At 62.6% G+C, this 26,059-nt stretch carries 22 protein-coding genes and 1 pseudogene; 10 read left to right on the plus strand and 13 right to left on the minus strand.

Annotated features, from left to right (window positions below; all coding sequences use genetic code 11):
• Positions 1-131: 131 nt before the first annotated feature.
• Positions 132-1,421 carry a UDP-N-acetylglucosamine-peptide N-acetylglucosaminyltransferase gene (locus ABZN20_RS07580; protein WP_367027253.1) on the minus strand — a complete coding sequence of 430 codons (1,290 nt, stop codon included), beginning with the start codon at positions 1,419-1,421 and terminating at the stop codon, positions 132-134.
• Positions 1,422-1,851: 430 nt separating this feature from the next.
• Between ABZN20_RS07580 and ABZN20_RS07585 the strand changes: the two genes are divergently transcribed.
• Both ABZN20_RS07585 and ABZN20_RS07590 read left to right on the plus strand, forming a co-directional pair.
• Positions 1,852-2,448 carry a hypothetical protein gene (locus ABZN20_RS07585; RefSeq protein WP_367027254.1) on the plus strand — a complete coding sequence of 199 codons (597 nt, stop codon included), beginning with the start codon at positions 1,852-1,854 and terminating at the stop codon, positions 2,446-2,448.
• A 97-nt stretch (positions 2,449-2,545) separates the two neighbouring features.
• A complete protein-coding gene (locus tag ABZN20_RS07590) occupies positions 2,546-2,920 on the plus strand; it encodes an RNA recognition motif domain-containing protein (protein ID WP_218807328.1) in 375 nt (124 codons plus the stop codon).
• Positions 2,921-2,971: 51 nt separating this feature from the next.
• On the opposite strand, the gene trhA is transcribed toward ABZN20_RS07590, so the two are convergent.
• Positions 2,972-3,658: a PAQR family membrane homeostasis protein TrhA gene (gene trhA / locus ABZN20_RS07595; RefSeq protein WP_218807329.1), complete on the minus strand. Its 687-nt coding sequence runs from the start codon at positions 3,656-3,658 to the stop codon at positions 2,972-2,974.
• 13 nt (positions 3,659-3,671) lie between these two features.
• A complete protein-coding gene (locus ABZN20_RS07600) occupies positions 3,672-3,992 on the minus strand; it encodes a hypothetical protein (protein ID WP_218807330.1) in 321 nt (106 codons plus the stop codon).
• A gap of 480 nt (positions 3,993-4,472) precedes the next feature.
• Between ABZN20_RS07600 and ABZN20_RS07605 the strand changes: the two genes are divergently transcribed.
• Together ABZN20_RS07605 and ABZN20_RS07610 are read left to right on the plus strand one after the other, a co-directional pair.
• Positions 4,473-5,414: a pentapeptide repeat-containing protein gene (locus tag ABZN20_RS07605; protein WP_218807331.1), complete on the plus strand. Its 942-nt coding sequence runs from the start codon at positions 4,473-4,475 to the stop codon at positions 5,412-5,414.
• A 254-nt stretch (positions 5,415-5,668) separates the two neighbouring features.
• Complete coding sequence (locus ABZN20_RS07610; RefSeq protein WP_218806980.1) at positions 5,669-7,021, plus strand: IS1182 family transposase; 1,353 nt, start codon at positions 5,669-5,671, stop codon at positions 7,019-7,021.
• A gap of 506 nt (positions 7,022-7,527) precedes the next feature.
• Here ABZN20_RS07610 and pssA read toward each other — a convergent pair.
• Both pssA and ABZN20_RS07620 read right to left on the minus strand, forming a co-directional pair.
• Positions 7,528-8,007 (minus strand): CDP-diacylglycerol--serine O-phosphatidyltransferase, encoded by a 480-nt coding sequence (pssA, locus tag ABZN20_RS07615; RefSeq protein WP_367027255.1) that lies wholly within the window; start codon positions 8,005-8,007, stop codon positions 7,528-7,530.
• Positions 8,008-8,111: 104 nt separating this feature from the next.
• Positions 8,112-11,078, minus strand: a complete 2,967-nt coding sequence (locus ABZN20_RS07620) for a bifunctional diguanylate cyclase/phosphodiesterase (protein ID WP_367027256.1) — start codon at positions 11,076-11,078, stop codon at positions 8,112-8,114.
• 79 nt (positions 11,079-11,157) lie between these two features.
• On the opposite strand from ABZN20_RS07620, the gene ABZN20_RS07625 reads away from it, so the two are divergent.
• Positions 11,158-12,351, plus strand: a complete 1,194-nt coding sequence (locus tag ABZN20_RS07625) for an ISAzo13 family transposase (RefSeq protein WP_367027153.1) — start codon at positions 11,158-11,160, stop codon at positions 12,349-12,351.
• Between the two features lie 66 nt (positions 12,352-12,417).
• Here ABZN20_RS07625 and ABZN20_RS07630 read toward each other — a convergent pair whose 3' ends face one another.
• The 3 genes from ABZN20_RS07630 to ABZN20_RS07640 form a co-directional block, all read right to left on the minus strand.
• On the minus strand, positions 12,418-14,871 hold the full coding sequence (locus ABZN20_RS07630) for a sensor domain-containing protein (protein WP_218807333.1): 2,454 nt from the start codon (positions 14,869-14,871) through the stop codon (positions 12,418-12,420).
• 17 nt (positions 14,872-14,888) lie between these two features.
• Positions 14,889-15,554: a DUF1614 domain-containing protein gene (locus tag ABZN20_RS07635; RefSeq protein WP_218807334.1), complete on the minus strand. Its 666-nt coding sequence runs from the start codon at positions 15,552-15,554 to the stop codon at positions 14,889-14,891.
• A gap of 124 nt (positions 15,555-15,678) precedes the next feature.
• Positions 15,679-16,098: an Hsp20/alpha crystallin family protein gene (locus ABZN20_RS07640; RefSeq protein ID WP_367027257.1), complete on the minus strand. Its 420-nt coding sequence runs from the start codon at positions 16,096-16,098 to the stop codon at positions 15,679-15,681.
• Positions 16,099-16,239: 141 nt separating this feature from the next.
• On the opposite strand from ABZN20_RS07640, the gene ABZN20_RS07645 reads away from it, so the two are divergent.
• Together ABZN20_RS07645 and ABZN20_RS07650 are read left to right on the plus strand one after the other, a co-directional pair.
• Entirely contained in the window at positions 16,240-17,295 is a 1,056-nt protein-coding gene (locus ABZN20_RS07645; protein WP_367025156.1) for a transposase, read from the plus strand.
• A pseudogene (locus ABZN20_RS07650) lies at positions 17,196-17,591 on the plus strand (transposase); the annotation flags it as partial. The gene ABZN20_RS07645 and the pseudogene ABZN20_RS07650, both read left to right, overlap by 100 nt.
• A gap of 98 nt (positions 17,592-17,689) precedes the next feature.
• Here ABZN20_RS07650 and ABZN20_RS07655 read toward each other — a convergent pair.
• On the minus strand, positions 17,690-17,851 hold the full coding sequence (locus ABZN20_RS07655; RefSeq protein WP_367027258.1) for a hypothetical protein: 162 nt from the start codon (positions 17,849-17,851) through the stop codon (positions 17,690-17,692).
• A gap of 339 nt (positions 17,852-18,190) precedes the next feature.
• Between ABZN20_RS07655 and ABZN20_RS07660 the strand changes: the two genes are divergently transcribed.
• On the plus strand, positions 18,191-20,071 hold the full coding sequence (locus tag ABZN20_RS07660) for a potassium transporter Kup (RefSeq protein WP_218807336.1): 1,881 nt from the start codon (positions 18,191-18,193) through the stop codon (positions 20,069-20,071).
• On the opposite strand, the gene ABZN20_RS07665 is transcribed toward ABZN20_RS07660, so the two are convergent.
• From ABZN20_RS07665 to rluD, 3 genes are read right to left on the minus strand one after another with little or no spacing between them, the layout of a single operon-like run.
• Positions 20,058-20,876, minus strand: coding sequence for a ZIP family metal transporter (locus tag ABZN20_RS07665; protein ID WP_218807337.1), 819 nt, complete (start codon positions 20,874-20,876; stop codon positions 20,058-20,060). The two genes, ABZN20_RS07660 and ABZN20_RS07665, sit on opposite strands and share 14 nt — an antisense overlap.
• A 22-nt stretch (positions 20,877-20,898) precedes the next feature.
• Positions 20,899-21,624: a peptidoglycan editing factor PgeF gene (pgeF, locus tag ABZN20_RS07670; protein ID WP_367027259.1), complete on the minus strand. Its 726-nt coding sequence runs from the start codon at positions 21,622-21,624 to the stop codon at positions 20,899-20,901.
• Positions 21,621-22,499, minus strand: coding sequence for a 23S rRNA pseudouridine(1911/1915/1917) synthase RluD (gene rluD, locus ABZN20_RS07675; protein WP_305080267.1), 879 nt, complete (start codon positions 22,497-22,499; stop codon positions 21,621-21,623). The genes pgeF and rluD overlap by 4 nt, the downstream gene beginning before the upstream one ends.
• A gap of 170 nt (positions 22,500-22,669) precedes the next feature.
• Between rluD and ABZN20_RS07680 the strand changes: the two genes are divergently transcribed.
• Positions 22,670-23,530 carry an outer membrane protein assembly factor BamD gene (locus tag ABZN20_RS07680; protein ID WP_218807340.1) on the plus strand — a complete coding sequence of 287 codons (861 nt, stop codon included), beginning with the start codon at positions 22,670-22,672 and terminating at the stop codon, positions 23,528-23,530.
• Between the two features lie 2 nt (positions 23,531-23,532).
• Positions 23,533-24,420 (plus strand): carbohydrate kinase family protein, encoded by an 888-nt coding sequence (locus tag ABZN20_RS07685; protein WP_367027260.1) that lies wholly within the window; start codon positions 23,533-23,535, stop codon positions 24,418-24,420.
• Here the strand turns inward: ABZN20_RS07685 and ABZN20_RS07690 are convergent.
• Positions 24,417-26,036, minus strand: a complete 1,620-nt coding sequence (locus ABZN20_RS07690) for an NAD+ synthase (protein WP_367027261.1) — start codon at positions 26,034-26,036, stop codon at positions 24,417-24,419. The two genes, ABZN20_RS07685 and ABZN20_RS07690, sit on opposite strands and share 4 nt — an antisense overlap.
• Between the last annotated feature and the right edge of the window lie 23 nt (positions 26,037-26,059).

Genomic DNA, 26,059 nt, shown 5'->3' on the forward strand with positions numbered 1-26,059 from the left:
CTTCGAGATCGCCAACCGCTGGCATTCCAGACGCCCACGCACTGCTCCACCCGCGACTGCGAAAGCCGCTCCCGGCTGTCGGCCTGAATCTTCCCACCAGCCGAAACGCGTGCCTCACATTCTCGCAGGCGTCACGTCTGTATGATGGAAGGCGGCAGGCCATTGAGATGCCGTTGCCACATGGTTTCATACAACTTTTCGATATTCTTGGTATAAGTACCGATGTCGAATAAAGCAGTAGTCAGCCGGTTGGTGTCAAGCTTTGCTTTGATCTGTGACAACCGCTCCGGAGAGAAGGCCAGATCAAAAGCCAGGTCGTAATAACCTTCGATGTCAGTGGCAATGAGCTCCGGCAAGCCGACCGCCTGCAAAAGACTTCCAGCGACCCGCGAAGGAAACGTCGCTCCGGCGCGCGTCACGACGGGAACACCAGCCCATAATGCGTCGCTGGCCGTTGTGTGAGCGTTGTAGGGAAACGTATCCAGCACCAAGTCCGCCAATGCCAGCCGCCCCAGGTGCTCACTTTGCGGTTTCTCCTCAGCAAAAACGAGGCGGTCGGGAGCGATGCCCCGTTTACAAGCCTCATTCCTGAGATTGCCTTCCGCCCTGCTGCTCTTCAGCAACCAAAGCACGCTGCCAGGAATGTTGAAGAGCAGTTTGCACCAAACATCGAAAACCTCCGGAGTAATCTTGTAAGCCTGGTTGAAGCAGCAGAACACAAATCCCTTCTCCGCCAGGCCGGCATCGGATCGTGTGGGACGAGCACCAATTGGGCAGCGGCGGCCATGAGGTTGATACGTATCTGGCAGATACGCGAACTCCTCGCTGTAATCGGCCGCGCTCCCTGGCGGTGTAAGGAACGGATCGGTGATGATGTAGTCGCAGAAATCGCCGCCCAAGGTGCCGGGATAACCCAGATAATTCACCTGAATCGGCGCCGGACGGAATGTGAGAATCATCGTGCGAGTATTGCTCGTATAACCTTTCAGATCGACCAGAATGTCAATCCGATCCTCGTGGATCGTCTGCGCAGCTTCGGCGTCCGATAATTCCTGAATATCAGTGAAGCGGTCGAAGCATTTTTTGAGGCGCCCCCGCATGTTTTTCCCGTCATCCGGACCATAAGAATACGCAAACACCTCGAAGCGGCCCCGGTCGTGGAATTCGAACAACTCCACCAATAGCAGCGACGTTGCATGGTCGTGGAAGTCACAGGATAGATATCCGAGGCGTATTTTTGCCTTGGCTGTCGGAAAGAACGCGAAGTCCAGATGCGATCTCTGCATCCTCGACGACTCGATACGATCCTGCATCCACAGATCGGCGCATGATCGTTGCTCGCTTGCTTCCATCCCTGGCATTGACAGCAAATGAAATGGCGGAATCTTCCCTGCTTCTTTCCTGGTGATGACGTCGCGCATCTTGGTACGCCACTCGTCCAGACGATCCCATTCGCACATGCTCCGGCTCAGGTCATAAAATTTCAATTGCTTACCTGCTCTGCATCGATAGGGGGAACTGCCGCCTAAAAACAAAGGCCGTCCCGTTGCCGCCGGAAGGCCAGTTAAGCCCCCGGACAGAGGCCCAAGCGACCGTCGGTGCGCTTTGAGATCACGGTCAGCCGCGGCGCGGTCGACGTTCTGATGCGGGAATTCTGGCGGCACTCTGGGCAGGAATAAGCCTGCGCGCCCTGGTAGGCCTTTTGGGCATACACGATCGACCACGTGATCTCCACACGGAAGACACAACCACAATATCCACAAGTTTGCTGAAAGGCGCTCGTTGTTAAACAGTAGCCAGGGATAGGATCTTGCATGAGTTTTAGGCCTCGGAAAAAGGAAGTGATCGGACATGGCCGAGTTACCTCGACATTGGCAGTGCACCGAGCCTGTCCTGGCCCATGCGCACCCCGCTTTTCCGAATCATGGCAACGCCTTTCACGGAAGTCTCGTACCGCTCTCCTGCAAAAAGACGCCGTCGTTGACTGAGACCTGCGGGCTTATGAAGCTGCTGATTCCTGGTTCAAAAAAGCCTGGAATCAAGCACCTCCGAAAGAAAGACCCCCAAGCCGTTTGGCCGCACCTTGTCCTGCATTTAGGCACAATGCGCTCTCGCCCCTTAAATGTCCATTACATCGGTGAAAAAATAAAATTGGGTTTTTTAGGAAAAGGGGCGTATGCTAAGCGAAGGTCGTCGCCGTTGAAGACCAATTTCGCCTCCTCCAGCAACCGCACCTTGTATGGCCCGCCGGGCCCAGCCGTTGTTTTCTTCGATGCTCGGCTCAGTTCGGCGCTGAGTACCTCTCAAGGCACGTCGGGCTTGAATGCGAAGACATGGTGCTCTTTTTATTGGCCTTTTTCCATGCCGTGTTGCATCCTCGATGGAACACCGCTCCACGACGTCCTGATTTCATACATTCAACTGCACTCCGCCACAACACTTCCCTGACCCGAGTCCCGGCTTCAGAGGTAATTGGCAGTGTCGACGGCTGATCGGGCCGACTCCGCAGCCATTTCTGTATCGTTTCCCTTCGAGGATTTTTTTCATGGCTAAGAAATTGTTTGTCGGCAACCTGAGTTACACCATTACCGACCGTGATCTTCAAGCGATGTTCGCGGCGCATGGTGCAGTAACCTCGGCGACTCTCGTTACAGATCGAGACAGCGGCCGGTCCAAAGGCTTCGGTTTCGTCGAGATGGGCAATGACAAGGAGGCGCAGGCTGCCATCGCTGCCTTACACGGTAAGGACTTCGACGGCCGCGCCTTGATCGTCAACGAAGCCCGTCCGCGCGAACAACGATCCGACAACTTTGGTGGCAGCGGCGGCTTTGGCGGTGGCAGGGGCGGTCGTGGTGGAAACAGCGGAGGAGGTTTCGGTGGCGGGGGCCGTGGTGGCTTTGGTGGCCGACGCCCCTACTGAGCTTGCCCGCTGGAGTAACCGCACGACACTGAGGAGGTTGGAAAGGCCGTTTCAGTTGTCCTGAATCGGCCTCCTTGGCGCCGCCTGGTCCAGTACACCGGCCAGAAACCGGAAGTGGAAGGCGATGCCCGCCAACACACCAAAATGCAGCAACTCATGCGGACCGATCACGCCGGGAATCAGAACGGGCATGCCGAGAAATTCCAGCAATCCGCCGGCAGTGTAAAACAGACCGCTATAAACCAAGGGCATGACGAAATGCAACCCGTAGCGGCGGCCAAGGGTTATCCCGGAAGCAAGCCCGATCCAGCCGAGCCCCATGAAGAGCGTTAAACCCAGCCATTCCGGAATTTGCTCGAAGAAAATGGCCTTGAGCGTGATGCCGGTAATGGCCAAGGTCCAGATCAAGAGCAACACCGCCCAGCGGCCCCAACCCGTGAATAGAATCCAATGAATCGGGGTAAAGCTGCCGGCGATCAGAGAAAAAATCGCGGCATGATCCAGCCGTTGTAAGACGGCATGGCCAGTTCCCCCAGCCGCAAGCAAATGGTAAACACCGCTCATGGACAAGAGGAATATACAGGAGAACACGAATACGCCCAGCGTGACCAAGCGAGAGGTGTTTCCCCGCCCCCTTCGGAGTAGGAAATACCCATACACAGCAACCACGCCGGCTCCCAGCAAATGGGTCAAAGAGCTAACCGGTTCAGCAAAACCTGGAATCGAATGAGTGCCCATGTCCGGTACCACGTTAGCGACTCCCCCTCATTTGCCAAGCGGATTCTGCCGATGGAATGAAAACCTCCTTCTCGGCGTCCGTGATAACCCCCTCCGGCAAATCCCGTTTCCTCATCGCCTCGATCAGCCGCGCCGTGTGTCCGAACAGATATTCCGCATCATCTTTCGGCAGACCCTCGGTGATGCAGCGCTTCAGCAATGGTTGATAACCGGAAAAACCCTTCCGTGGCACGATCTCCTTCAACGACTCCACCACGTCCACCGGAATCCGCAACGTGATCGAAGTCATCGGCCGGTCTTTGGCCGGGCGTTTCTTTAAGCGTTCAGGAATCATAGCGTTCGCGCTCCTCTCGGGTCGCTCGTCGGGCTGAAATGATGCGGATGAACTCCTCCTCGATCTCGATGTGGGCCACGACTCCCGCCAAATCAAGAACCTCAGCCACCCATCGGCCGTCTTGCTTCCTGTTTCCGATCGATGCCGTAGCGCATCGGATTGCCTTATCCTGCCAGTAGGTTCTTGATTTTATAAACCTCATGAGCGCTTATGCCGAAATTGGCGATTGAACCTTGTCCCTATTCCGAGCAAGGTATTTCCGCCCCTTCCGTGCAGATCATGATATAAAAGAAGCCGAGTCCCAGAACATGAGGGAAATTCTCGGCAGTAATGGATCACGTTGGGAACGAAGTGAGCATATAGCAAGATGCTCGGCCAATAAGGGATAGGTCTCGCATGTAATCATATAATTTTTACAGTTGATGCCACCCTTTTTGACAGTGATATTTTAGAGAGCACAGAATACAGAGGGAACAAGTCATGGCTAATCCACACTTTGTTGATTTGCTGAAACAGGGGCCAGACACCTGGAATAAAGCGAGAGAAAGCAACCCCCAAGATTTCGTAGACATCGACCTTACGGAAGCCCACTTCGAAAGAGCCAACCTCCGCGGAGTACAGCTCCAAGGCGCCAACCTCGCAAGAGCCTATCTCGAAGGCGCCAATCTCCAGGGCGCCAAGCTTCAAGGAGCCAACCTAGCGGGCGCACACCTTGAAGATGCCAACCTCAAGAACGCCACCTTCTATGATCCGGGAATGCACGATACCAACCTCGAAGGTGCTCACCTCGAAGGAGCCAATCTTTGCGGAGCCAACCTCAAAGAAGCGCATCTCGTAAAAGCCCACCTCACCGAAGCAAACCTGGCGGACGCCCACCTTCGGAGAGCCGACCTTACCCACGCGGACCTGGAAGGCGCCAATCTCGAAGGGGCACACCTCCGAGAAGCCCATCTCGCGGAAACACAGCTAAGGGAAGCCAACCTCAGTGAAGCCCATCTCCGAAAAGCCGATTTGGCCCATGCCTATCTCAGAGAAGCCGATCTCACGCACGCCCACCTCACGGGAGCCAACCTCCAGGGGGCCAATCTGCGGGAAGCCGATCTGAGCAATGCCCATCTCACAGGAGCCCACCTGGAGCGAGCCAACCTGAGGGAAGCCGATCTGACGCATACCCACCTCTCGCACGCCTCCGCTGTGAGCGCCAACTTCGACGGGGCCTACCTCGACGGAGCCCAACTCGAAGGCGCCTGTTTACGAGGAGCAAACAACCTAACCATTAGCCAACTTCGCACGGTGAAGACGCTCCACGGCATCATCGACTTGGAACCGACATTGAAGGATCAGCTTCACGCCAGCCATCCCCATCTTTTTGAAAAGCCGGGCGTTGCCAACTCCAACGATGAAGAAGCTGCGGTAGCTTGAAAAGCTCCACCTTACCCGTGAAACGATCATGGCCCAGCGGATTTTTCACGCGCGGGGATTGGCGTTTCTGACGGGGGTGGAGTACGGGAAAGGTCCCAGAGCCAGAAGCTCAGTCCCAGGATGACTGTGGCCAGAACGCTAGGAGTCTGTCGGACTTTCCGGTTCTGGTTCGAACCGGATTGGAGGGGCGGAAGTCCGCTGTTTCCGTTAACATAGCGGCCTATTCCGGATAGATCGCGACAAGGTGAGACCCGATGAGCCGCTTCATCCCCGTCAATCGCCACCAGCAGTATCTGCTACCGCCCTCGGTTGACGAATGGCTGCCAGCCAACCACCTGGCACGGTTCCTCGTCGAGGTCATCGATCAGCTGGATTTAAGTCGACTGACGAGCCGCTACTCGGGGCGCGGGTCGGCGGCGCACCATCCGTCGGTACTACTGGCCCTGCTGGTTTATGGTTATGCCACCGGGGTGTTCTCCAGCCGCAAGATTGAGCGGGCCACCTACGATTCGGTGGCCTTCCGCTTTCTGTCGGCGGAAACCCATCCCGATCATGACACCCTGGCCCACTTTCGCAAGACCTTTCTGGGGGAGCTGGAGGACCTGTTCGTTCAGGTCTTGAGCCTGGCGCAGGCGATGAAGCTGGTGAGGCTCGGGCAGATTTCCCTGGACGGGACCAAGATTAAGGCCAACGCCTCCAAGCACAAGGCCTTGTCTCATGGCCACATCGAGAAGTTGGAAGCGCAGTTGCGGGAGGAGGTGCAGGCCTTGTTGCAGAAGGCGGCGGAGGCCGACGGGGCGGAGGAGCCGGACGGCATCGACCTGCCAGAGGAGTTGGCGCGGCGGCAGGATCGGCTGAAGGCCCTGGCGGAGGCGAAGGCCAAGATCGTGGAGCGGGTCGCGGAGCGCGATGCCCGGGCGCAGCAGGACTATGAAGCCAAGGTAGCCCGTCGCGAAGGCCAGCGGCAGGCGGGCAAGAAGCCACGTGGGCAGGAGCCGAAGCCGCCGGAAACCGGGCCGAAGGCCAGCGACCAGATCAATCTGACCGACGAGGAATCCCGCATCATGCCGAGCCACGCGGGTTTCCTCCAGGGCTATAACAGCCAGGCTGCGGTGGATGTGGAGACGATGTTGATCGTCGCCACCACCGTCAGTCAGCAGACCAACGACAAGCAGCAGGTCGAACCGATGCTGGCCGAGATCGAGAAGCTGCCGGAAGCCTGGGGGAAGCCCGAAGCCCTGCTGGCCGACACGGGCTACTTCAGCGCCGGCAACGTGCACGCCTGCTGCGAACAGCAGATCGAACCGCTGATCGCGATGGGACGGGACAGCCATCACGTGCCGCTGGCGGAACGCCTGGCTCCGGATGCCCCGGAACCGGAAACCACCGATCCCGTGGAGAAGATGGCCTGGAAACTCAAAACGAAGGCAGGGAAGGCCCGCTACGCCAAGCGCAAATCCACGGTGGAGCCGGTGTTCGGCATCATCAAACAGGTCTTGGGATTCCGCCAGTTCTCTCTGCGCGGCTTGGAGGCAGTGGCCGGAGAATGGAAGCTGGTGGCGATGGCGTTCAATCTGAGGCGGATGCACGTGTTGGCGGCAGCGTGACAGGCTTCACGTAAAAACCAAGCGTTACACACCAATAGCGCCGCCATGGGGGAGGCGGGGCACATCTTGGTCTAGTTATCGACGCGAAACGCTGGTGACTACCCCGCCAATGCCCCCGAAAAATTCTCGATTCCAAGAATCCCGACCCGAGTAAATCCATAGTCCGACAGACTCCTAGGCCAGATTGGCATTTGATGGCCGGCGACGAGGATTTCGGGGCGGATAGCCAACCGCATGAGCTGAGCGAGGGCCATGAGGGCAAAAACCGCGCTGGCGACGCATAGTCCTCTGATTTGAGCGTTTATGTTACCTCCCCCTGCGGTGGGTTAATGGTGGCTCACGCTTCCGCCCCTCTTGCCCATGTGCTTCCCTTCATTCTCTTCTCCGTCTCCCGACGACGCCAGGGCGGACCGTCGCCGACCAGAAGTTCCGCTGTCCCTCGCCGCTGTAATGGGGGGGGGGAACTTCGGGTTAGAACAGCCGGCGCACCTTGAGGCCGGAAGCCATCAGCAGGCCCATCGCCAGAAACACGGCGGGCCAGGCGTTGAGGCTGGGGGGAAAGCCACGGACAGCAGGTAGAGCAGCGGAAACAGGACGCCGTTGACCGTGATCGGCACCCCCTCGAAGCCTTTGCCCGTGGAGATGTTGTACCGCGCCAGCCTGAGCATGCCGCAGGCGACGAAGAACAGGAGCGGCGGAACAGCGAGCCAGGATGGCTCGCTCATGGTGAAGAACAGGCAGGCCGGGGATACGCCGAAGGAGACCAGGTCGGCGAGGGAGTCGAGCTGCTTGCCGAACTCGCGTCCGCTATGGTGGGTCCAGGCCGCCACCTTGCCGTCCAGCGAGTCCCACACCACCGCCAGCGCGATCAGCCCCGCACCGATTTCCGGATGCCCCTGGATCGCTGCGAATATCGCCGACACCCCGCAACTCAGATTGGCGATGGTCAGGGCGTCGGCCCAGCACAACAGACGCAGCATGTTCATCTTGGCGTTCCCTCCTTTTCGTAGTGATCCTTCCCTGAATAGCACGGAAAGATGACAGCCCGGTGTCGCAGCCTTCGGTCTCTCCCGCCCGCAACGGCGGGGTCTCAGGAAACGGCGCTCCAGTCCTCTCCGATCAATGCCTCGAAGCCGGGGAGCGGCTGCGGTACGCCGAACAAATAACCCTGCGCCAAGCGGCAGCCGTGGGCCTGGAGATAAACCGCCTGTTGCGGGGTTTCCACGCCTTCCGCCAGCACCTCGAGGCTCAGCGCCTGAGAGATCGAGATCATGGCCTTGACCAGTTCCGATTTGCGGCGGTCGGACGGAACGCCGTGGACGAAAGAGCGGTCTATCTTGATCCTTTTCACCGGAAAGCGATGCAGATAGCTCAAGGCGGAATAGCCGGTGCCGAAGTCGTCGATGGCGATCGACAGCCCCATGCGGTCGAAGGCTTCGAGTGTCGACCGGATTTCCCTGCTGTCTTCCAGCAACAGGCTTTCGGTGATTTCAAGTTCCAGCCATTCCGGCCGGCAGCCGGTCTCGTCGAGGATGCGCCGGACGGTGCCGGCGAGATCGTTCAGGATGAACTGCCGGGTGGAAAGGTTTACGGCGACGGACAGAGGACGCTCGCGCCGGCCGTTCCAGGCGGCGGCGGCCTCGCAGGCCTGGGCCAGCACCCATTCGCCGATGCCGACGATCAGGCCGCTTTCCTCGGCTACCGGGATGAACTTGCGCGGCAGCACGATGCCGTGTCCCAGCCTGTTCCATCGCAGCAGCGCCTCGGCGCCGACGATGGTCCCGGAAGCCATGTCGATCTGCGGCTGGAAGTACAGCTCCAGTTCGTTGCGCCCCAGTGCCCGGCGCAGGGCGGATTCGATCCGCATGCGTTCCGACGCGCGCGCCGTGAGGTCGGCCGAATAGAACTGAAAGTTGTTCCTCCCTTGCCGCTTGGCGTGATACATCGCGGAATCGGCGTAGCGGAACAAGGTATCGATTCCGGCGCAATCCCTGGGGTAAAGCGCGATGCCGAGGCTGGCGGAAACGAACAGCTCCCGGCCTTCGATCAGGAAGGGTTCGGCAAAGGCGCCGAGCATCCTGCCGGCCAGCGTCGCGAGTTCCTGGCAGTCGGCGGGGGCGGGCACCAGGACAGCGAACTCGTCGCCGCCCAGCCGCGCCACGGTGTCGCCGCTGCGCACGGCGCCCAGCAGGCGGTAGGCGGCTTTTTCCAGCAGCAGGTCGCCGACCCCGTGGCCCAGGGTGTCGTTGATTTCCTTGAAGCGGTCGAGGTCCAGCATCATCAGGGCAAACTGCCGGCCGGGGCCGGGAGTACCGTCCATGGCCTGCCGAATCCGCTTGTTGAGCATTTCCCGGTTCGGCAATCCCGTCAGGGTATCGAAAAAAGCCATGTGATGAATGCGCCGGCGATAAGCGTCGATTTCGGTGATGTCCCGCCCGACCGCCAGCGTGTGTATGACTTCGCCGTCAAAACCGAATTCCGGTGTCAGCCGGATATGGGAGACCAAATCGCGTCCCTGAGCCGTTTTCCAGCTCAGTTCGAACTCTTCCGGCACACCGGTTTCGAAAACCTGCCGAATCTTCGCCTGATAAGCACGGGCGCTCTCGCCGCCGGGGAACTCGGCCGGCGTTTTCCCCAGCAGTTCGGAAAGGGGCACACCCGCTTCCTCCTCCAACCGGGGGTTGGCGTAAACGCGGCGGCAGTCCCGGTCATAGCGGGCAACGGTGTCGGGCGAGTGCTCGACCAGGGAACGGAACTCCTGTTCGCGCGCCTTGAGCTGCCGCTCCGAGCGATCCCGTTCCAGAGCCGCCGCGACCCGTGTCGCCACGAGCTGCAAGAGGGCGGTCACGGATTCCGCCTCCGCCATGGGCTTGCCATCCATCACCGCGATCAGGCCGATCGCGGTTCCCGCCGAATCCCACAAGGGCACGCCGGCATAGCTTTCCACCCCCATCTCCTGCAGCATGACGTCCTCGGGAAACAGCGTGCGGACCCGGCGGGGAAAACAGCACAGACTGCGGCCCATGACGTTCTCGCAGGGCGTTCCGGCGAGCCTGTAGCAGATATTGGGCAGGTCCTCGCCCCGTGCGTACAACGCGATGGTCTCGGCGAGTTCGGAATCCCTGGTCAGCCGGTCGATGACGACGTAATCGACCCCGAGGGTCTTGCCGAGGTAATGTGCAATGGCGGAAAAGAATGCCTCGCCGTCCGTAGCCCAACTGCGCTGGGCAATGAACCGGAACGTTTCCTCCATCCGCTTCCGCTCGGTGATGTCGACCAGAAACCCGTGCCACAGGGTGACGCCGTCTTTCTGCCGCTCCGGCACGGACCGGGCCTCCAGCCACCGCTCACCCTTGACCGGGTGAAGGATGCGGTATTCCTCCTCGAACGGCAGCAGTTCGCGGGCCGAAACCTCCTTACACCGCAGAATCCGGTCCCGGTCTTCCGGAACGATGCGCGAGTAAATATTGCCGATGTCTTCCAGGACCGCTTCCACGCTCAGCCCGAGAATGTCCTCCACGCCGGAACTGGCGTAAGTCATGGCAAGGCTTCCGTCGGCGCGCGCCTCCACGGTATACATGAACCCCGGCGCGCACTGGGCAAAGCGGGCAAGACGGTCCAGGCCTTCCCGCTCGGCCTGCAGCCTCTCGAGTTCCTTCATGCGCGCCTCGGCTTCGCGGCGGGGACGCAGGTCGCGGCTGATGCAGACCGCCAGAGTCTTTCCGTCCTGCTCGAACAGGTTCGCCGTCACTTCGACGGGAATCTCCGTCCCACCCGCCACTCTGTGGAGCGTCTCGAACGTCATTCCCCCCGTTTGCCGGTGCCGTTCGAGGGCGAGGCGCAGGGATTCTTCGTCGTGTGTGGGATCGAAATCCAGCGGGCACCAGGTCAGCAAGGTTTCGAGATCGGCGCCGAAATGGCGGCAGGCCGCTTCGTTCGCGTAGATGATGCGTGCGCGGTCTTCGATGTCGTGAACCGTCACCACCTGATCCTGAAGGCACTCGATCATCGCCCGGAACATGACGTTGTCCCATGCCACGGCGCCCCTACGTTTCAACTCAGCCTCCGTTTTACGCTTAGGCATTGGAACAAAATAACCCTTCCAAATACTGAGGGGTTTGTTTTAAAGTTGCGGTATGGAACATGCCGCAATCAAGAAGCGCTTTGAGAAACTCGATCGGTACCTGGACGAGCGTCTGCGGCGCTTGGTTGCCGGGGCGGAGGCGCTGGCGATTGGCCGAGGCGGAATCTCGGCCGTGTCACGGGAAACCGGTTTATGTCGAGAGGCGATTCGTCAAGGCTGCCAAGAGTTGGAACAACAGAATGCCTTGCCTCAGGGCCGTATTCGCCGGAAGGGGGCAGGCCGGAAACGGACGGTTGACCAGGACTCCACCCTGAAGGCCGATTTGGCGCGATTGATTGATCCGGTGACGCGCGGGGATCCGGAATCCCCGTTGCGTTGGACGTGTAAGAGCACGCGGCAATTGGCCGAAGCCCTCACTGAGATGGGGCACCGAACCAGCCATCGGATGGTGGGCGAACTGCTCCGCGCGCTGGGCTATAGCCTGCAAGGTAATCGAAAAACCTTGGAGGGCGGTTCGCATCCGGATCGCAATGCCCAGTTCGAGCATATCTACACCCAGGTGAAGCAGTTCCAAGGGCGGGGCGATCCGGTCATCTCGGTGGACACCAAGAAGAAGGAACTGGTCGGGAATTTCAAGCAACAGGGCCTGGAATGGCGCCCCGAAGGGCAGCCGGAAGCCGTTCGGGTGTATGATTTTCAAGACCCCGAACTGGGGAAGGTGGCACCGTATGGCATTTACGATCCGACGTTGAATATCGGCTGGGTCAATGTCGGGACGGATCACGACACCGCGCAATTCGCGGTGGAAAGTATTCGCCGCTGGTGGCACTCCATGGGCGCACCGTGTTATCCGAAGGCACGGCACTTGTTGATTACGGCCGATGGCGGTGGGAGCAATGGCTCGCGTGTGCGCTTATGGAAGCGGGAGCTTCAGGCATTAGCCACCGAGTTAGGACTGGCCATCACGGTGTGTCACTTCCCGCCGGGAACCAGCAAATGGAACCAGATTGAGCATCGCCTATTTTCCTTTATCACGATGAATTGGCGCGGTCGTCCGCTCATCAGTCACGAGGTCGTGGTGAATTTGATTGCCTCGACGACCAATCGCAAAGGCTTGCGGGTCTATTGCGAACTGGACGATAGCGAATATCCCAAAGGGATCAAGGTCACCGACGCGGAAATGGACGGCCTCAAAATACAGCGCCATGCCTTCCATGGCGAATGGAATTATACGATCCTGCCGTAGCATTCATATGGCAGATTTATTTTGTTCCAATGCCTTACGGCGCGAATGACCAGGGAACAGGCGGGATCAGGCGCTGCCGGCCAGAAGCCGCTCGAACCGGTCCTGCGGGACCGGCCTGCCGAACAAGTGCCCTTGCGCCAGCCGACAGCCCTGGGCGTGAAGATATTCCGCCTGACGGGGCGTTTCCACGCCTTCCGCGATCACTTCGAGCTGCAAGGCGCCCGCGATCGAGATGATGGCCTTGACCAGTTCCGCCTTTTCCTTGTCCGCGGGGAAGCCGTGGATGAAAGAACGATCGATCTTGATCTGGTCCAGCGGAAAACGGTTGAGATAGCTCAGCGCCGAATAGCCGGTGCCGAAGTCGTCTATGGAAATGGCGAAGCCCATGTCGTGCAGCTCCTCCAATGCCGCGCCGACTTCGGAATCGTTCCCGAGCAGCAGGCTTTCGGTGATTTCGAGCTCCAGCCATTCCGGACGGCAGCCGGTGTCCTGGACGATGCGTTGCAGTTCACCGGGCAGGTCGTTGCGGGTGAATTGCCGGGTGGAGAGGTTCACCGCGACTTTGAAGGGCGAGTCGATGGCTCGGTGCCAGTGGACGGCCCGGCGGCAGGCCGTCGCCAGCACCCAGTGACCCAGATCGCGGATGAACCCCGTCTCTTCCGCGATGGGGATGAAGCGGTCGGGCGTCACGATTCCTTCCTGCGGATGCCGCCACCGCAGCAAGGCCTCCGCGCCGACGATGCGGCCGGCCGGCAAGGCCACCTGCGGCTGATAGTACAGATCCAGTTCGCCATTCCCGAGCGCCCTGCGCAGCGCCCCTTCCATGGCCATGCGGTCCGAAACCCGGACGGCCAGTTCCTCCGCGTAGAACTGGAAGTTGTTCCGGCCCTGCTTCTTGGCGTGGTACATGGCCAAGTCCGCCTGCTTGAACAGTTTGTCCGCGTCACAACGGCCCTCCGTATGCAGGACGATGCCGATGCTGACCGACACGAACAGCTCCTTGCCTTCGATGGTGAAGGGTTCGCCGAAGGCCTCGAGTATCCTGCCGGCGACGGTGCGGAGATCGCCCCGGTCGCGCACCACCGGCAACAGGATCGAGAATTCGTCTCCGCCCAGCCGCGCCACGGTATCGTAGCCGCGGACGCAGGCATTCAGACGCTGGGCCGCCTCGCACAGCAGCCTGTCGCCGGCGCTGTGCCCGAGCGTGTCGTTCACTTCCTTGAAGCGGTCCAGGTCGAGCAGCATCAGACCGAACTGGCTGCCCCGGCTGGCGGCATCGGCGAGACACTGGCGGATCCGGTCGTTGAGCAGCGCCCGGTTGGGCAGATCGGTGAGCGGATCGAAAAACGCCAGGCGCTGGATGCGCCGCCGGTATTCGTCGACCTCGGTGATATCCCGACCGACGGCCAGCACGCCGGTGCATTCGCCATCCGGATCGCGCTCGGCCACCAGGCGGATGTGCAACAGGCGGGGGCCTTTGTGCGTGCCCCGCAGGAGGAGCTCTATTTCGTCGGCCTTGCCGGTGGCGATGACCGCTCTGAGCTTGTCCTCGTAAGCCTCGAAGCGATCGTCGCCGGGATGCAGCTCGGTGGGCGTCCTGCCGACCATGTCGCTGGCGGAAAACAGCAGCGTGTTTTCCAGGCTGGGATTGAGATAGACGATGCGGCAATCCCGGTCGTACCGCATGATGCTGTCGGGCGAGTTCTCGGCGAGCGAGCGGAATTCGCGTTCGCGCCGGAGCAATGCCGTGTCCGTCCGCTTGAGGAGGCTGGTGTCGCGCACCAAGGACAGGAGGTAGCCGCAGCCTTCGTGCTCGACATAGTGGGCGTCGACCACGACCGGCACCCGATGTCCGTCCCTCGTGCGATGGACGGTTTCCCACCGGATGGAAACCTTTTCTCTGACTTGGCGGAAATGGCCGGCCCAGGACTGTGATGCCAGGTCGGGGACGACGTCGGCAACCGACAGGTTCAGAAACTCCTCCCTGCCGTAGCCCAAAGCCTTTCGCCAAGCCTCGTTCGCGTAGACGAACCACCCCTCGGCGTTGCAGATCGAGACCATTTCGGCAAGATGATCGAGGGCCTTGCCGGCCAGCCCGGCCTGGACCTCGGCCCGCTTGCGTTCGGTAACGTCCGTCAGGAAACCGCGCCACCGGGTCGCACCACTCGACAGCCGCTCGGGCACGGCGAATGCCTCCAGCCAGCGCGGCCCTCGGGCGGGATGGTCGATCCGGAACTCCGTCTTGAGCGGCGTCAGATGGCGCCTGGCGGTCTCCTGCCGAAGTCTTGCCGGTGCCAGATCCTCCCGCCTCATCAACGCGTCGACGCCGGCGGCGTCCAGCAGGCGGGCAAGCTCCGATCCGAGGATGTCTTCCATCCCGGGGCTGGCATGAACGATCGCGACATGGCCGTCCGGATGCTGATCCAGAATGCACATGCCGACCGGCGGACCTTCCGCCGGAAGGGGGAGGCCGGAGACCCGCTCCGCCTCCCCCTTCTGCGGCCCGTCGATCGTCGCCATGTCCGCCGGTCCGCTCATCAGGTCAGAAGGACAGCGACCAGGCCGGTCATGAAGATGCCGTCGAAGGTTCCCGCGCCGCCGATGGAAGCCACCGGCGCGCCGAGATGGCGGATGTCGGGGATACGCAGCAGATCGGCCCCGATCAGCACCCCCATCGTTCCGGCGATATAGGCGACCGGCGCCCGGTGCTCCCCTCCCAGCACCAAGGCAACCAGCGCTGCCGCCAGGGGAGCGACCAGAATCGGCATGCCGATGCCGAAGCCGGGAATGGGCCGGCTGAAACCGTACGCCACCGCCGCGACGATAGCCGTCGCCAGCACCAGTTGCGGCAGCGGAATGCCGTTATTGGCGAGCAGGTAAAACGAAAACGCCACCGGGACCAGGCCGCCACCCACGTTGACTACGATTTTCGTCCGCCCGGTGAACGGAACTTCCGGCAGGCGCAACAGTCCGCGGAAGGGGTGCGGCGGACTGGCCGGCGGCCGGTCCGCCTCGATGCTGGCCACCGGCAGGTTGATGGCGCTGCCCAGCAGGGAAGTCAGGAGCAGACTGAGGGCGGACGATGGATCGAGGCCGAGCTTTTCGAAAGTCAGCGCAATGATCTGGAAATTGATGCTGAAGATGAGCCACAGCAGCAAGCCGGCAAAAAACAGAAAATACAGGGGGGAAAAAGGACTGCGCATGGGAGGGCCTGGCCTCATCGTGGAAATCGCATGGCGGACGCCGTTCTCGTCATTGCCTGTTTGGATAAACAAGGGCCGGACCGGCCGAACGTGGAGTTCTCCGGTCCGGCCTCGCCGCCTTCGATCAATCGATCCTGATGCTCTGGCGCTTGCTGCCCGCCGCCTTGGGAATCACCACCTCCAGTATCCCGTCCTTGAAGGAGGCCTTGGCCTTGTCCGCATCCACGGCGCAAGGGAGACGCAGACTCCGGCTGAATTCGCCGCGGCTCATTTCGCGGTAAAAATACTGGCCCTTCTCCTCCTTGGTTTCGGACTGCGAGGAAGCCCGCAGCGTGAACATGTCCTCGCCCAGGGTAACCTCCAGGTTGTCCTTGGTGACACCCGGCAGTTCTGCCTTGACCACCACTTCGTCCGCGCGGTCGATCACGTCGACTTTCGGCACGCGGACGCTGGGCAAGCCGGCCCGGAACAAGGACGGCCACGGCCGCCGCATCATCGTCCAGGGTTCGTGCTCCAGCCATCCCGCCGGGAACACCTGCTCCATCCACCGCTCCATCTCATCCCAGGGGCTAGGAGTCTGTCGGACTTTCCGGTTCTGGTTCGAACCGGATTGGAGGGGCGGAAGTCCGCTGTTTCCGTTAACATAGCGGCCTATTCCGGATAGATCGCGACAAGGTGAGACCCGATGAGCCGCTTCATCCCCGTCAATCGCCACCAGCAGTATCTGCTACCGCCCTCGGTTGACGAATGGCTGCCAGCCAACCACCTGGCACGGTTCCTCGTCGAGGTCATCGATCAGCTGGATTTAAGTCGACTGACGAGCCGCTACTCGGGGCGCGGGTCGGCGGCGCACCATCCGTCGGTACTACTGGCCCTGCTGGTTTATGGTTATGCCACCGGGGTGTTCTCCAGCCGCAAGATTGAGCGGGCCACCTACGATTCGGTGGCCTTCCGCTTTCTGTCGGCGGAAACCCATCCCGATCATGACACCCTGGCCCACTTTCGCAAGACCTTTCTGGGGGAGCTGGAGGACCTGTTCGTTCAGGTCTTGAGCCTGGCGCAGGCGATGAAGCTGGTGAGGCTCGGGCAGATTTCCCTGGACGGGACCAAGATTAAGGCCAACGCCTCCAAGCACAAGGCCTTGTCTCATGGCCACATCGAGAAGTTGGAAGCGCAGTTGCGGGAGGAGGTGCAGGCCTTGTTGCAGAAGGCGGCGGAGGCCGACGGGGCGGAGGAGCCGGACGGCATCGACCTGCCAGAGGAGTTGGCGCGGCGGCAGGATCGGCTGAAGGCCCTGGCGGAGGCGAAGGCCAAGATCGTGGAGCGGGTCGCGGAGCGCGATGCCCGGGCGCAGCAGGACTATGAAGCCAAGGTAGCCCGTCGCGAAGGCCAGCGGCAGGCGGGCAAGAAGCCACGTGGGCAGGAGCCGAAGCCGCCGGAAACCGGGCCGAAGGCCAGCGACCAGATCAATCTGACCGACGAGGAATCCCGCATCATGCCGAGCCACGCGGGTTTCCTCCAGGGCTATAACAGCCAGGCTGCGGTGGATGTGGAGACGATGTTGATCGTCGCCACCACCGTCAGTCAGCAGACCAACGACAAGCAGCAGGTCGAACCGATGCTGGCCGAGATCGAGAAGCTGCCGGAAGCCTGGGGAAGCCCGAAGCCCTGCTGGCCGACACGGGCTACTTCAGCGCCGGCAACGTGCACGCCTGCTGCGAACAGCAGATCGAACCGCTGATCGCGATGGGACGGGACAGCCATCACGTGCCGCTGGCGGAACGCCTGGCTCCGGATGCCCCGGAACCGGAAACCACCGATCCCGTGGAGAAGATGGCCTGGAAACTCAAAACGAAGGCAGGGAAGGCCCGCTACGCCAAGCGCAAATCCACGGTGGAGCCGGTGTTCGGCATCATCAAACAGGTCTTGGGATTCCGCCAGTTCTCTCTGCGCGGCTTGGAGGCAGTGGCCGGAGAATGGAAGCTGGTGGCGATGGCGTTCAATCTGAGGCGGATGCACGTGTTGGCGGCAGCGTGACAGGCTTCACGTAAAAACCAAGCGTTACACACCAATAGCGCCGCCATGGGGGAGGCGGGGCACATCTTGGTCTAGTTATCGACGCGAAACGCTGGTGACTACCCCGCCAATGCCCCCGAAAAATTCTCGATTCCAAGAATCCCGACCCGAGTAAATCCATAGTCCGACAGACTCCTAGGGTAGGCTCTGGTCGCCACGGGCTCCGCAGCCTCCACTTCCTTTCCCGTCGATTCTTTCTCATGCTCTTCTTTCTTGGTCATGACATGCACCTCCAAAACAGTCGAGAACACTGAAGCCGGACGCCTTGCCCGGAGATTGAACTCTGTCGCCGATCGCTCCGACTCCGCTAAGTATAGCGGTATCGGTCCAAAAGTACCCTTGCGGACTGCGCGCTGGCGCTCGTGGCGCCGACCCGCAGGACACCCTCCGGCTTCCGGCGGACTCCCCCGAGATCCATCGCCTCCGGGAGACGGAAGCCGTTCCCGAACAGCGCCCGCATCAGCACCGGCCAGTGGGAAAGCTGAGCCGGCTGGGGTAAGCTTCGCGCGGAGGCGACATGCAGCCGCCGTTTCCTTCCGACCCGGAGCTACGTTACGTCCATGGACCGAACCAAATCGAAACCTTCCGGATTCCTGACCCTGTCCGCCGGCTGCCTGGGCGTGGTCTACGGCGACATCGGCACCAGTCCGCTGTACACCGTGCGGGAAATCTTCGGTGGCGCTTATGCCGTCCCGCTGACGCCGGAGAACATTCTCGGCGCGCTTTCCCTGATCTTCTGGGCCTTGCTGCTGGTCGTGGCGGTGAAATACGTGGTGTTCGTGATGCATGCCGACAACCACGGCGAAGGCGGCATCATGGCCCTGACCGCCCTCGCCCTCCGGCAGCGGCACCGGCGCAAGCAGCGGGCCTGGATCATCGTCCTGGGACTTTTCGGCACGGCGCTTTTCTATGGCGACGGGATGATCACACCCGCCATTTCGGTGCTCGGCGCGATGGAGGGTTTGGGAGTAGCCGCCGCGGCGCTGTCGCACTACGTGGTTCCGGGTTCGATCCTGATCCTGCTGGCGCTGTTCCTGATCCAGCGCCGGGGGACGGAGCGCGTCGGCCGGCTGTTCGGCCCCATCATGCTGGCATGGTTTCTGGCCATCGGCACCTTGGGGCTGGACAGCCTGCGCCAGACCCCCGAAGTCATGGCCGCACTCAATCCTTTGCACGGATTCCGATTCCTCATCGCCCACCAAGGCATGGGCTTCGCCGCGCTGGGAGCGGTTGTCCTGGCGGTCACCGGTGCCGAAGCGCTGTATGCCGACATGGGCCATTTCGGAAAGACCCCCATCCGCGCCACCTGGTTCGCCGTGGTGTTTCCAGGCCTGATCCTGAACTACCTCGGCCAGGGCGCCCTGCTGATCCGCAATCCCGAGGCGGTGCAGAATCCGTTCTATCTCCTCGTCCCGGAATGGGCGCTCTACCCGATGATCGGGCTGGCCACGGTCGCCACCGTGATCGCCTCGCAGGCCGTCATCTCCGGCGCATTCTCCCTGACCCATCAGGCCATCCAGCTCGATTATCTGCCGCGCCAGCGCATGGTCCACACCTCGGAATCCGAACGGGGCCAGATCTATGCGCCGGCTGTCAACCGCCTGCTGCTGATCTCGGTACTGGCCCTGGTGCTGGTGTTCGGTTCGTCTTCCAGCTTGGCCTCGGCGTATGGACTGTCCGTGGTCGGCACCATGGTGGTCACCACCCTCCTGGCCCTGGTCGTCGCCCACGACACTTGGCGCTGGCCGGGCCTGGCGCTGATCCTCACCGGAGCCGTGCTGCTGTCCGTCGACCTGTCCTTCCTGACGGCCAATCTGGCCAAGCTCGGCGACGGCGGCTGGATTCCCCTGAGCCTGGGTCTGATCCTGGCCACCGTCATGTCCACCTGGAAAAAAGGCCGCGACGTCCTTTTCGCCCGCCTGCAGCAGGAATCCGAGTCCCTGAGCCGGTTCCTGCAGCGGCTGACCGACGCGCCGCCGCCGTTCCGGCCGGCCGGCACCGCGATTTTCCTGACGGCGCGCAATCTCAGCCTACCCTTCGCCCTGCTCCGCAACTATGAGCACAACCAGGTGATCCACCAGCGGGTGATCCTGCTCACCATGAGCACGCTCGACAAGCCCTACGCGGCGGAAAAGGAAAAGATCACCATCGAGGCCCTGGAGCACAATTTTTTCCGCATCACGACCCGCTTCGGCTTCATGGAGCGGCCCAACGTGCAGCGCATGCTGAACCTGTGCCGCCACGCCGGGCTGCACATCGATCTGGACCAGACGACGTTCTTCCTGGGCCGGGAAACGCTGATCCGTTCCGCCGAGCGGAGCCTGAACCGCTGGGAGGAGGTGCTGTTCATCTCCATGTTCCGCAACGCCTACAATCCGACCGGCTACTTCAAGCTGCCGGTGGATCGGGTGGTGGAACTCGGCACCGTCATCGCGATATGAGGGGAACCCTTTTGGGCGGGTCCGGATGCATGCCCTCGGCCCAATGATTGACCGTCACGATCAGCGCGATGCCCGCGGCGATCATGACGAGCTGCTGGATGGCGGCGGCCAGGTGCGTCCTGCGGTGTAGGGAGGGAATCAGGTCGGCGACGGCGACATAGATGAAGCTGGACGCGGCCAGCGCCAGCACGTAAGGCAGCATGCCGTTCATCCGCTCCAGTGCGAAATAGGCGGCCACGCCGCCCACCACCGTCCCCAGGCTGGACATCAGGTTGTACCAAAGCGCACGGCTCCTGCCATAGCCGCTTTGCAGCAGAATGGCGAAGTCCCCCACTTCCTGGGGAATCTCGTGGGCCGCGACGGCCAGGGCGGTGACGATGCCGAGACGGATGTCGGTCAGGAAAGCCGCCGCGATCAGCACGCCGTCGACCAGGTTGTGGATCGCGTCGCCGATGACGATGAGCGTGCCGGCCGGCTGGTGAAAATGGCCCTCGCCGTGCGTCTCACAGTCGCCGGCATGGCAGTGGCGCCATAGCAGCAGCTTCTCCAGGATGAAGAACCCCAGGATGCCTGCCAGCACCGTGGCGAACAGCATCTCGACGTTGCCGACGCCGGCGCCGTGGGCGGCCTCCGGGATGAGGTGCAGGAACGCCACGCTGAGCAGGGAGCCCAGGGCGAAACTGATGCCATGCGGCAGGAGGTGCGGATGATGGTCTTCCGGAATGAGGAGGAACAGCGAAGCGGCGACGACGCTGAGCACACCGCCCAGCAGGGAAAACAGCAGAATCCAGAGTAATACGCTCATCGGCGGAAACGTTCGAAGGTGTTTAGCGGTCGCGCCAGACGAGCGTGGCCATCCGGCCCGTCACTCCGTCGCGCCGGTAGGAGAAAAAGCGGCTTTCATCGCTATAGGTGCACCAGCGTCCGCCATGGACGTCCCCGATGCCGAGGCGCCGGAGGCGCAGCCGGGCGAGCAGATAAATGTCGGCCAGCCAGCGGCCATTATCGCCGGGCCGGAATGCCGCGTCACTTTCCCCGTCCTGCGTCAGGAAGGCGGTGCGCACTTCGTCGCCGACTTCGAACGCCTCCGGACCGATCGCCGGACCGAGCCAGGCCAGCAGGTCGGACGAGCCCAAGGCCTCGACCGCGCGCTCGATCACGCCGCCCGCCAGCCCCCGCCAGCCGGCATGCACGGCGGCCACGCCCTCGCCGTCGCGGGTGCACAGCAATACCGGCAGGCAGTCGGCCGTCATCACCGCGCAGACCACGCCGACGTTCCGGGTGTAACTGGCATCCGCCCTGGGTTCGGCTTCCGCGCCGGCCTCCACCGCGTCATTCCCGTGCACCTGGCGCAGCCAGGCGGGCTCCGCCGGCAGGTCCAGGCTGCGGCGCAGGAATGCGCGGTTCGCCGCGACGGCGTCCGGGTCGTCGCCGACATGGGTTCCGAGATTCAAGCCGGCATAGACTCCCGCGCTCGCCCCACCCAGGCGCAGGGTCGATGCCGCCCGAACCGCCGGCGGCGCCGGCCAGTCGGGCTCGAGCCAGAGCGTCACGTCAGGCCCCGCAGGAGACGCAGCAAGGCGTCGAAATCCGGTGGCAGCGGCGATTCCCAAGCCATCTCCCCGCCCGTCTTCGGATGGATCAGCCCCAGCCGCGCCGCATGCAGGGCCTGCCGGCGAAACCCGCGCAAGGCCTCGATCAGCGCCGGACCGGCGCCGGCGGGAATGCGCGCGCGGCCGCCATAGACCGGATCGCCGATCAGCGGATGATGCAGATGCGCCATGTGGACCCGGATCTGGTGGGTACGCCCGGTTTCCAGCCGGACCCGGAGCAGGGTATGGTGCGGGAAGCGCTCCTCCACCCGGTAGTGAGTCACGGATTCCTTGCCGTCCGGGCGCACCGCGAAACGTTTGCGGTCCGAAGGGTGCCGCCCGATCGGCTCGTCCACCGTCGCTCCGGCCGTGACCGTGCCCTGGACCAGGGCCAGGTATTCGCGGCTCACGCTGCGGTCCTTGAGCTGGCCCACCAGGGACTTGTGCGCTTCGAGCGTACGGGCGACCACCAGCAGGCCGCTGGTGTCCTTGTCCAGCCGGTGCACGATGCCGCCTCTCGGGATCGCCGCAAGCGCCGGGTCGAGGTGCAGAAGGGCGTTCTGCAGCGTTCCATCGGGATGCCCCGCCGCGGGATGCACCACCAGGCCGGCGGGCTTGTCTATGACGAAAATCGACGCGTCGGCATGCACCACGACCAGAGGAATCGCCTCGGCGGCGTACTCGACCACTTCTTCGGCCTCCGCATGCAGCTCGATGCGCTCGCCGCCGAGCAGCTTCTGGCGGGGGACCGCTTGAACGCCGTCCAGCAGCGCATGGCCGTCCTTGATCCAGGTTTGCAGGCGGGCGCGGGAAAAGTCCGGAAACAGCATCGCCATCGCCTGATCCAGCCTCAGGCCGGCCAGTTCGTGCGGTATTTCGGTCGTCAGGGTTCGGCTTCGGGTCACGGTAGGGAAAGAGGAAAAGGTCTGTGAATACGGTTATACTGCGGGGCCTTACGCATGGCTGACGCGCCCGTCAAACGCACACACGAGGTAGTTTCCCGCTCATGGGTTTCCCCCGCCGCATCGTACTGATCGCCGCCCTGCTGGGAAGCGCGGTGTCCGGACTCACCGCCTGTTCCAGCTTCCCGTTCTGGTCGGCCGGCAAGGAAGAAGACGCAGACATCAAGGATGAGTATGCCGATTGGGGTCCGGCCCAGTTCTACGCCGAAGCCAAACACGCGATGATGGACGGCTCCTACGAGAAAGCCATCAAATTATACGAGAAACTGGAAGCCCGGTATCCGTTCGGCGAATACGCCACCCAGGCTCAGATCGACGTGGCCTTCTGCTACTACAAGAACAACGAGCCGGAATCGGCGATCGCGTCGGTCGACCGCTTCATCAAGCTCAATCCGACCGAACCCCATGTCGATTACGCCTATTACCTCCGGGGCCTCATCAATTACAACCGCGGCATCGGCTTCATCGACCGCTGGCTGCCGACCGATTCCTCGCAGCGCGATCCCGGTTCCGCGCGCGACGCCTACAACGATTTCGAAACGCTGCTCAACAAGTTTCCGAACAGCGTCTACCGGGAAGACGCCAAGCAGCGTGCGATTGCCCTGCGCAACAACCTGGCGATGTACGACATCCACGTGGCCGACTACTACATGCGGCGCCGGGCCTATGTGGCGGCGATCCGGCGTTCCGCGGAAGTGGTCCAGAAGTACGAGCGCACCCAGGCCATCCCCCACGCGCTCAAGATCATGGAGGACGCCTACCGCCAGCTCGACATGCCGCAGATGGCGGACGACATCGCCCGCGTATATGCCCTGAACTACGCCGAAGGCCGCCTCAGCAAGGACGAGGATTACGAACGCACGGTCATGGAAGAGGTCTGGGATTTCATCGGCTTCGACAAATAGCGATGATGCCGCTCGACGTTCTCTGCGTCGGCCATGCGTCCTTCGATCTCGTCTTCACCGTCCCGCACCATCCGGCCGCGGACGAGAAGATCTTCGCCGACGCTCTCCTGGCCTGCGGCGGCGGCCCTGCCGCCAACGCCGCAGTCACCGTGGCGCGCCTGGGGCTGAAAGCCGGCTTCGCCGGGTACCTGGGCACGGACCTCTACGGCGAGCGCCATCTGGAGGAACTGGCCGAGGCGGGCATCGATACCCGATCCGTCGTCCGCGGCACCTCCCCCACTCCGCTCTCCGCCGTCCTGGTCAAACCGGACGGCAGGCGCGCCCTGGTCAACTATAAGGGCGACACCCGGCCACTCCCGCCGCAAGCCTTTCTCGCTCCGGCGACATCAGCCCGATGCATATTGTTCGACGGCCATGAGCCAGAGCTGTCGAAACCGGCCCTGGCCTGGGGACAGACGCACGGAGCCGCCACCGTCCTGGACGCGGGCTCCCTGCACGCCGGCACCGAATGGCTCATGTTCCGGGTCGGCCACCTCGTCGCCTCGGAAAAATTCGCCGCGCAATGGCTGGGGGAAGACGATCCGGAACAGGCGCTGACCGCGCTGGCGGAGCGTTCGCCCTGCGTCGTCATCACGCTTGGCGAACACGGCCTGATCTGGCGCCGCGGCGCGGAATCCGGCCGACTGCCGGCTTTTCCGGTCGAAGCGGTGGACACCACCGGCGCCGGGGACGTCTTCCACGGCGCCTATGCCGCGGGACTCGCCACCGGCATGGACTGGCCGGAACTACTCCGCTACGCCAGCGCCGCCGGGGCGCTGTGCTGTACGAGGCTGGGAGCACGGCCGGGCATTCCGTCCCGTGCCGAAGTGGAGCAGGTACTCGCCGGCTAAGGCTCGAAACCGCAGGTGATGGGATAACGCCGTTCGCGGCCGAAGGCGCGGCGGGTGATCTTGATGCCGGGCGGCGCCTGCCGCCGCTTGTACTCGTTGCGGTCCACCAGCCGGACCACGCGCCGCACCACGTCTTCGGGATAGCCCGCGGCCACGATCTCGGCGATCGAACGGTCCTGCTCGACGTAGAGGGCCAGGATCGGATCGAGCACGGCGTAAGGCGGCAGCGAATCCTCGTCCTTCTGGTCCGGCCGCAATTCGGCGGAGGGGGGCCGCTCGATCACCCTGGGCGGAATGACCGGCGAAATGCCGTTGCGGTACCCGGCCAGCCGATACACCAGCAGTTTGGACACGTCCTTGAGCGGCGCGAATCCGCCCGCCATGTCGCCGTACAGCGTGGCATAGCCGACGCTCATCTCGCTCTTGTTGCCGGTGGTCAGCAGGATCCGGCCCTGCTTGTTGGACAGGGCCATCAGGATGACGCCGCGGCAGCGCGCCTGGATGTTTTCTTCCGTGACGTCCGCCGCCGCTCCGGCGAAGGGCCCGGCCAGCAGTTCCAGAAAGCTCCGGAACACCGGCTCGATCGGGATCAGATGCCAGGCCACGCCCAAGGCCTCGGCCTCCCGGCGCGCGTCTTCGACGCTCATGTCCGCGGTATAGCGCGAGGGCATCAGGACAGCTTCGACCTGATCGGCGCCCAGCGCATCCACCGCCAGGGCCAGGGTCAGGGCCGAATCGATGCCGCCGGAAAGGCCCAGCACGGCGCCATGGAATCCGTTCTTCCCGACATAGTCGCGGATACCCGTCACCAGCGCCGCGTAAACGCTCTCGACCTCCCCCATCGGCTCGGCGAGCCTGGCCGGCAACGGACGCACCGCGCCTTCGTCGACGGCGAACTCGACTGCCTCCACCATTTCGCCGAACTGCGGCGCCCGGTAGGCCACCTCACCCGCGGCATCCATCACGAACGATGCGCCGTCGAACACCAGCTCGTCCTGCCCGCCCACCAGATTGCCGTACACCAGCGGCACCCCGGCCGCGGCGACGCGCTCGCGCACCACATGCTCGCGCTCCGCCGTCTTGCCGGCGTGGAAAGGCGAAGCGTTCAGGTTCAGCACCAGCCTGGCCCCCGCCGCCGCGACCTGTTCGACCGGGCCGGGAAACCAGACGTCCTCGCAGATGGTCAGGCCCACCGGCACCCCGCGGAGATCGAACACGCAAGGCGCGCTGCCCGGCAGAAAATGCCGTTTCTCGTCGAATACGCCGTAGTTGGGCAGGGTCTGCTTGCGATAAACCTTGTGGATGCCGCCGTCGCGCAGCACCGCCGCGCTGTTGAAGGGCAAACCGTCGTGGCGCTCCGGAAAGCCGACGATCACGTCGATCCCGTGCACCTGATCGGCCAGCGCCGTCAGCGCCGTTTCCACGGCGGCCAGGAAGTCGGGGCGCAGGATCAGATCGTCGGGGGGGTAACCCGCCAGCGCGAGCTCGGGAAACACCACGGCGTGGGCTCCCAGCTCGTCACGCGCACGAACCGAAGCGGCGAGCACCCGGTCGGCATTCCCCTCGACGTCGCCGACGAGGAAATCGAGCTGGGCGATGGCGATACGCAAACTCACGGCTGTCCCGCCGATCCGCACGA

Source organism: Methylococcus sp. ANG (genome assembly GCF_040730495.1).
In the GTDB taxonomy this organism is placed as follows: Bacteria; Pseudomonadota; Gammaproteobacteria; order Methylococcales; family Methylococcaceae; genus Methylococcus.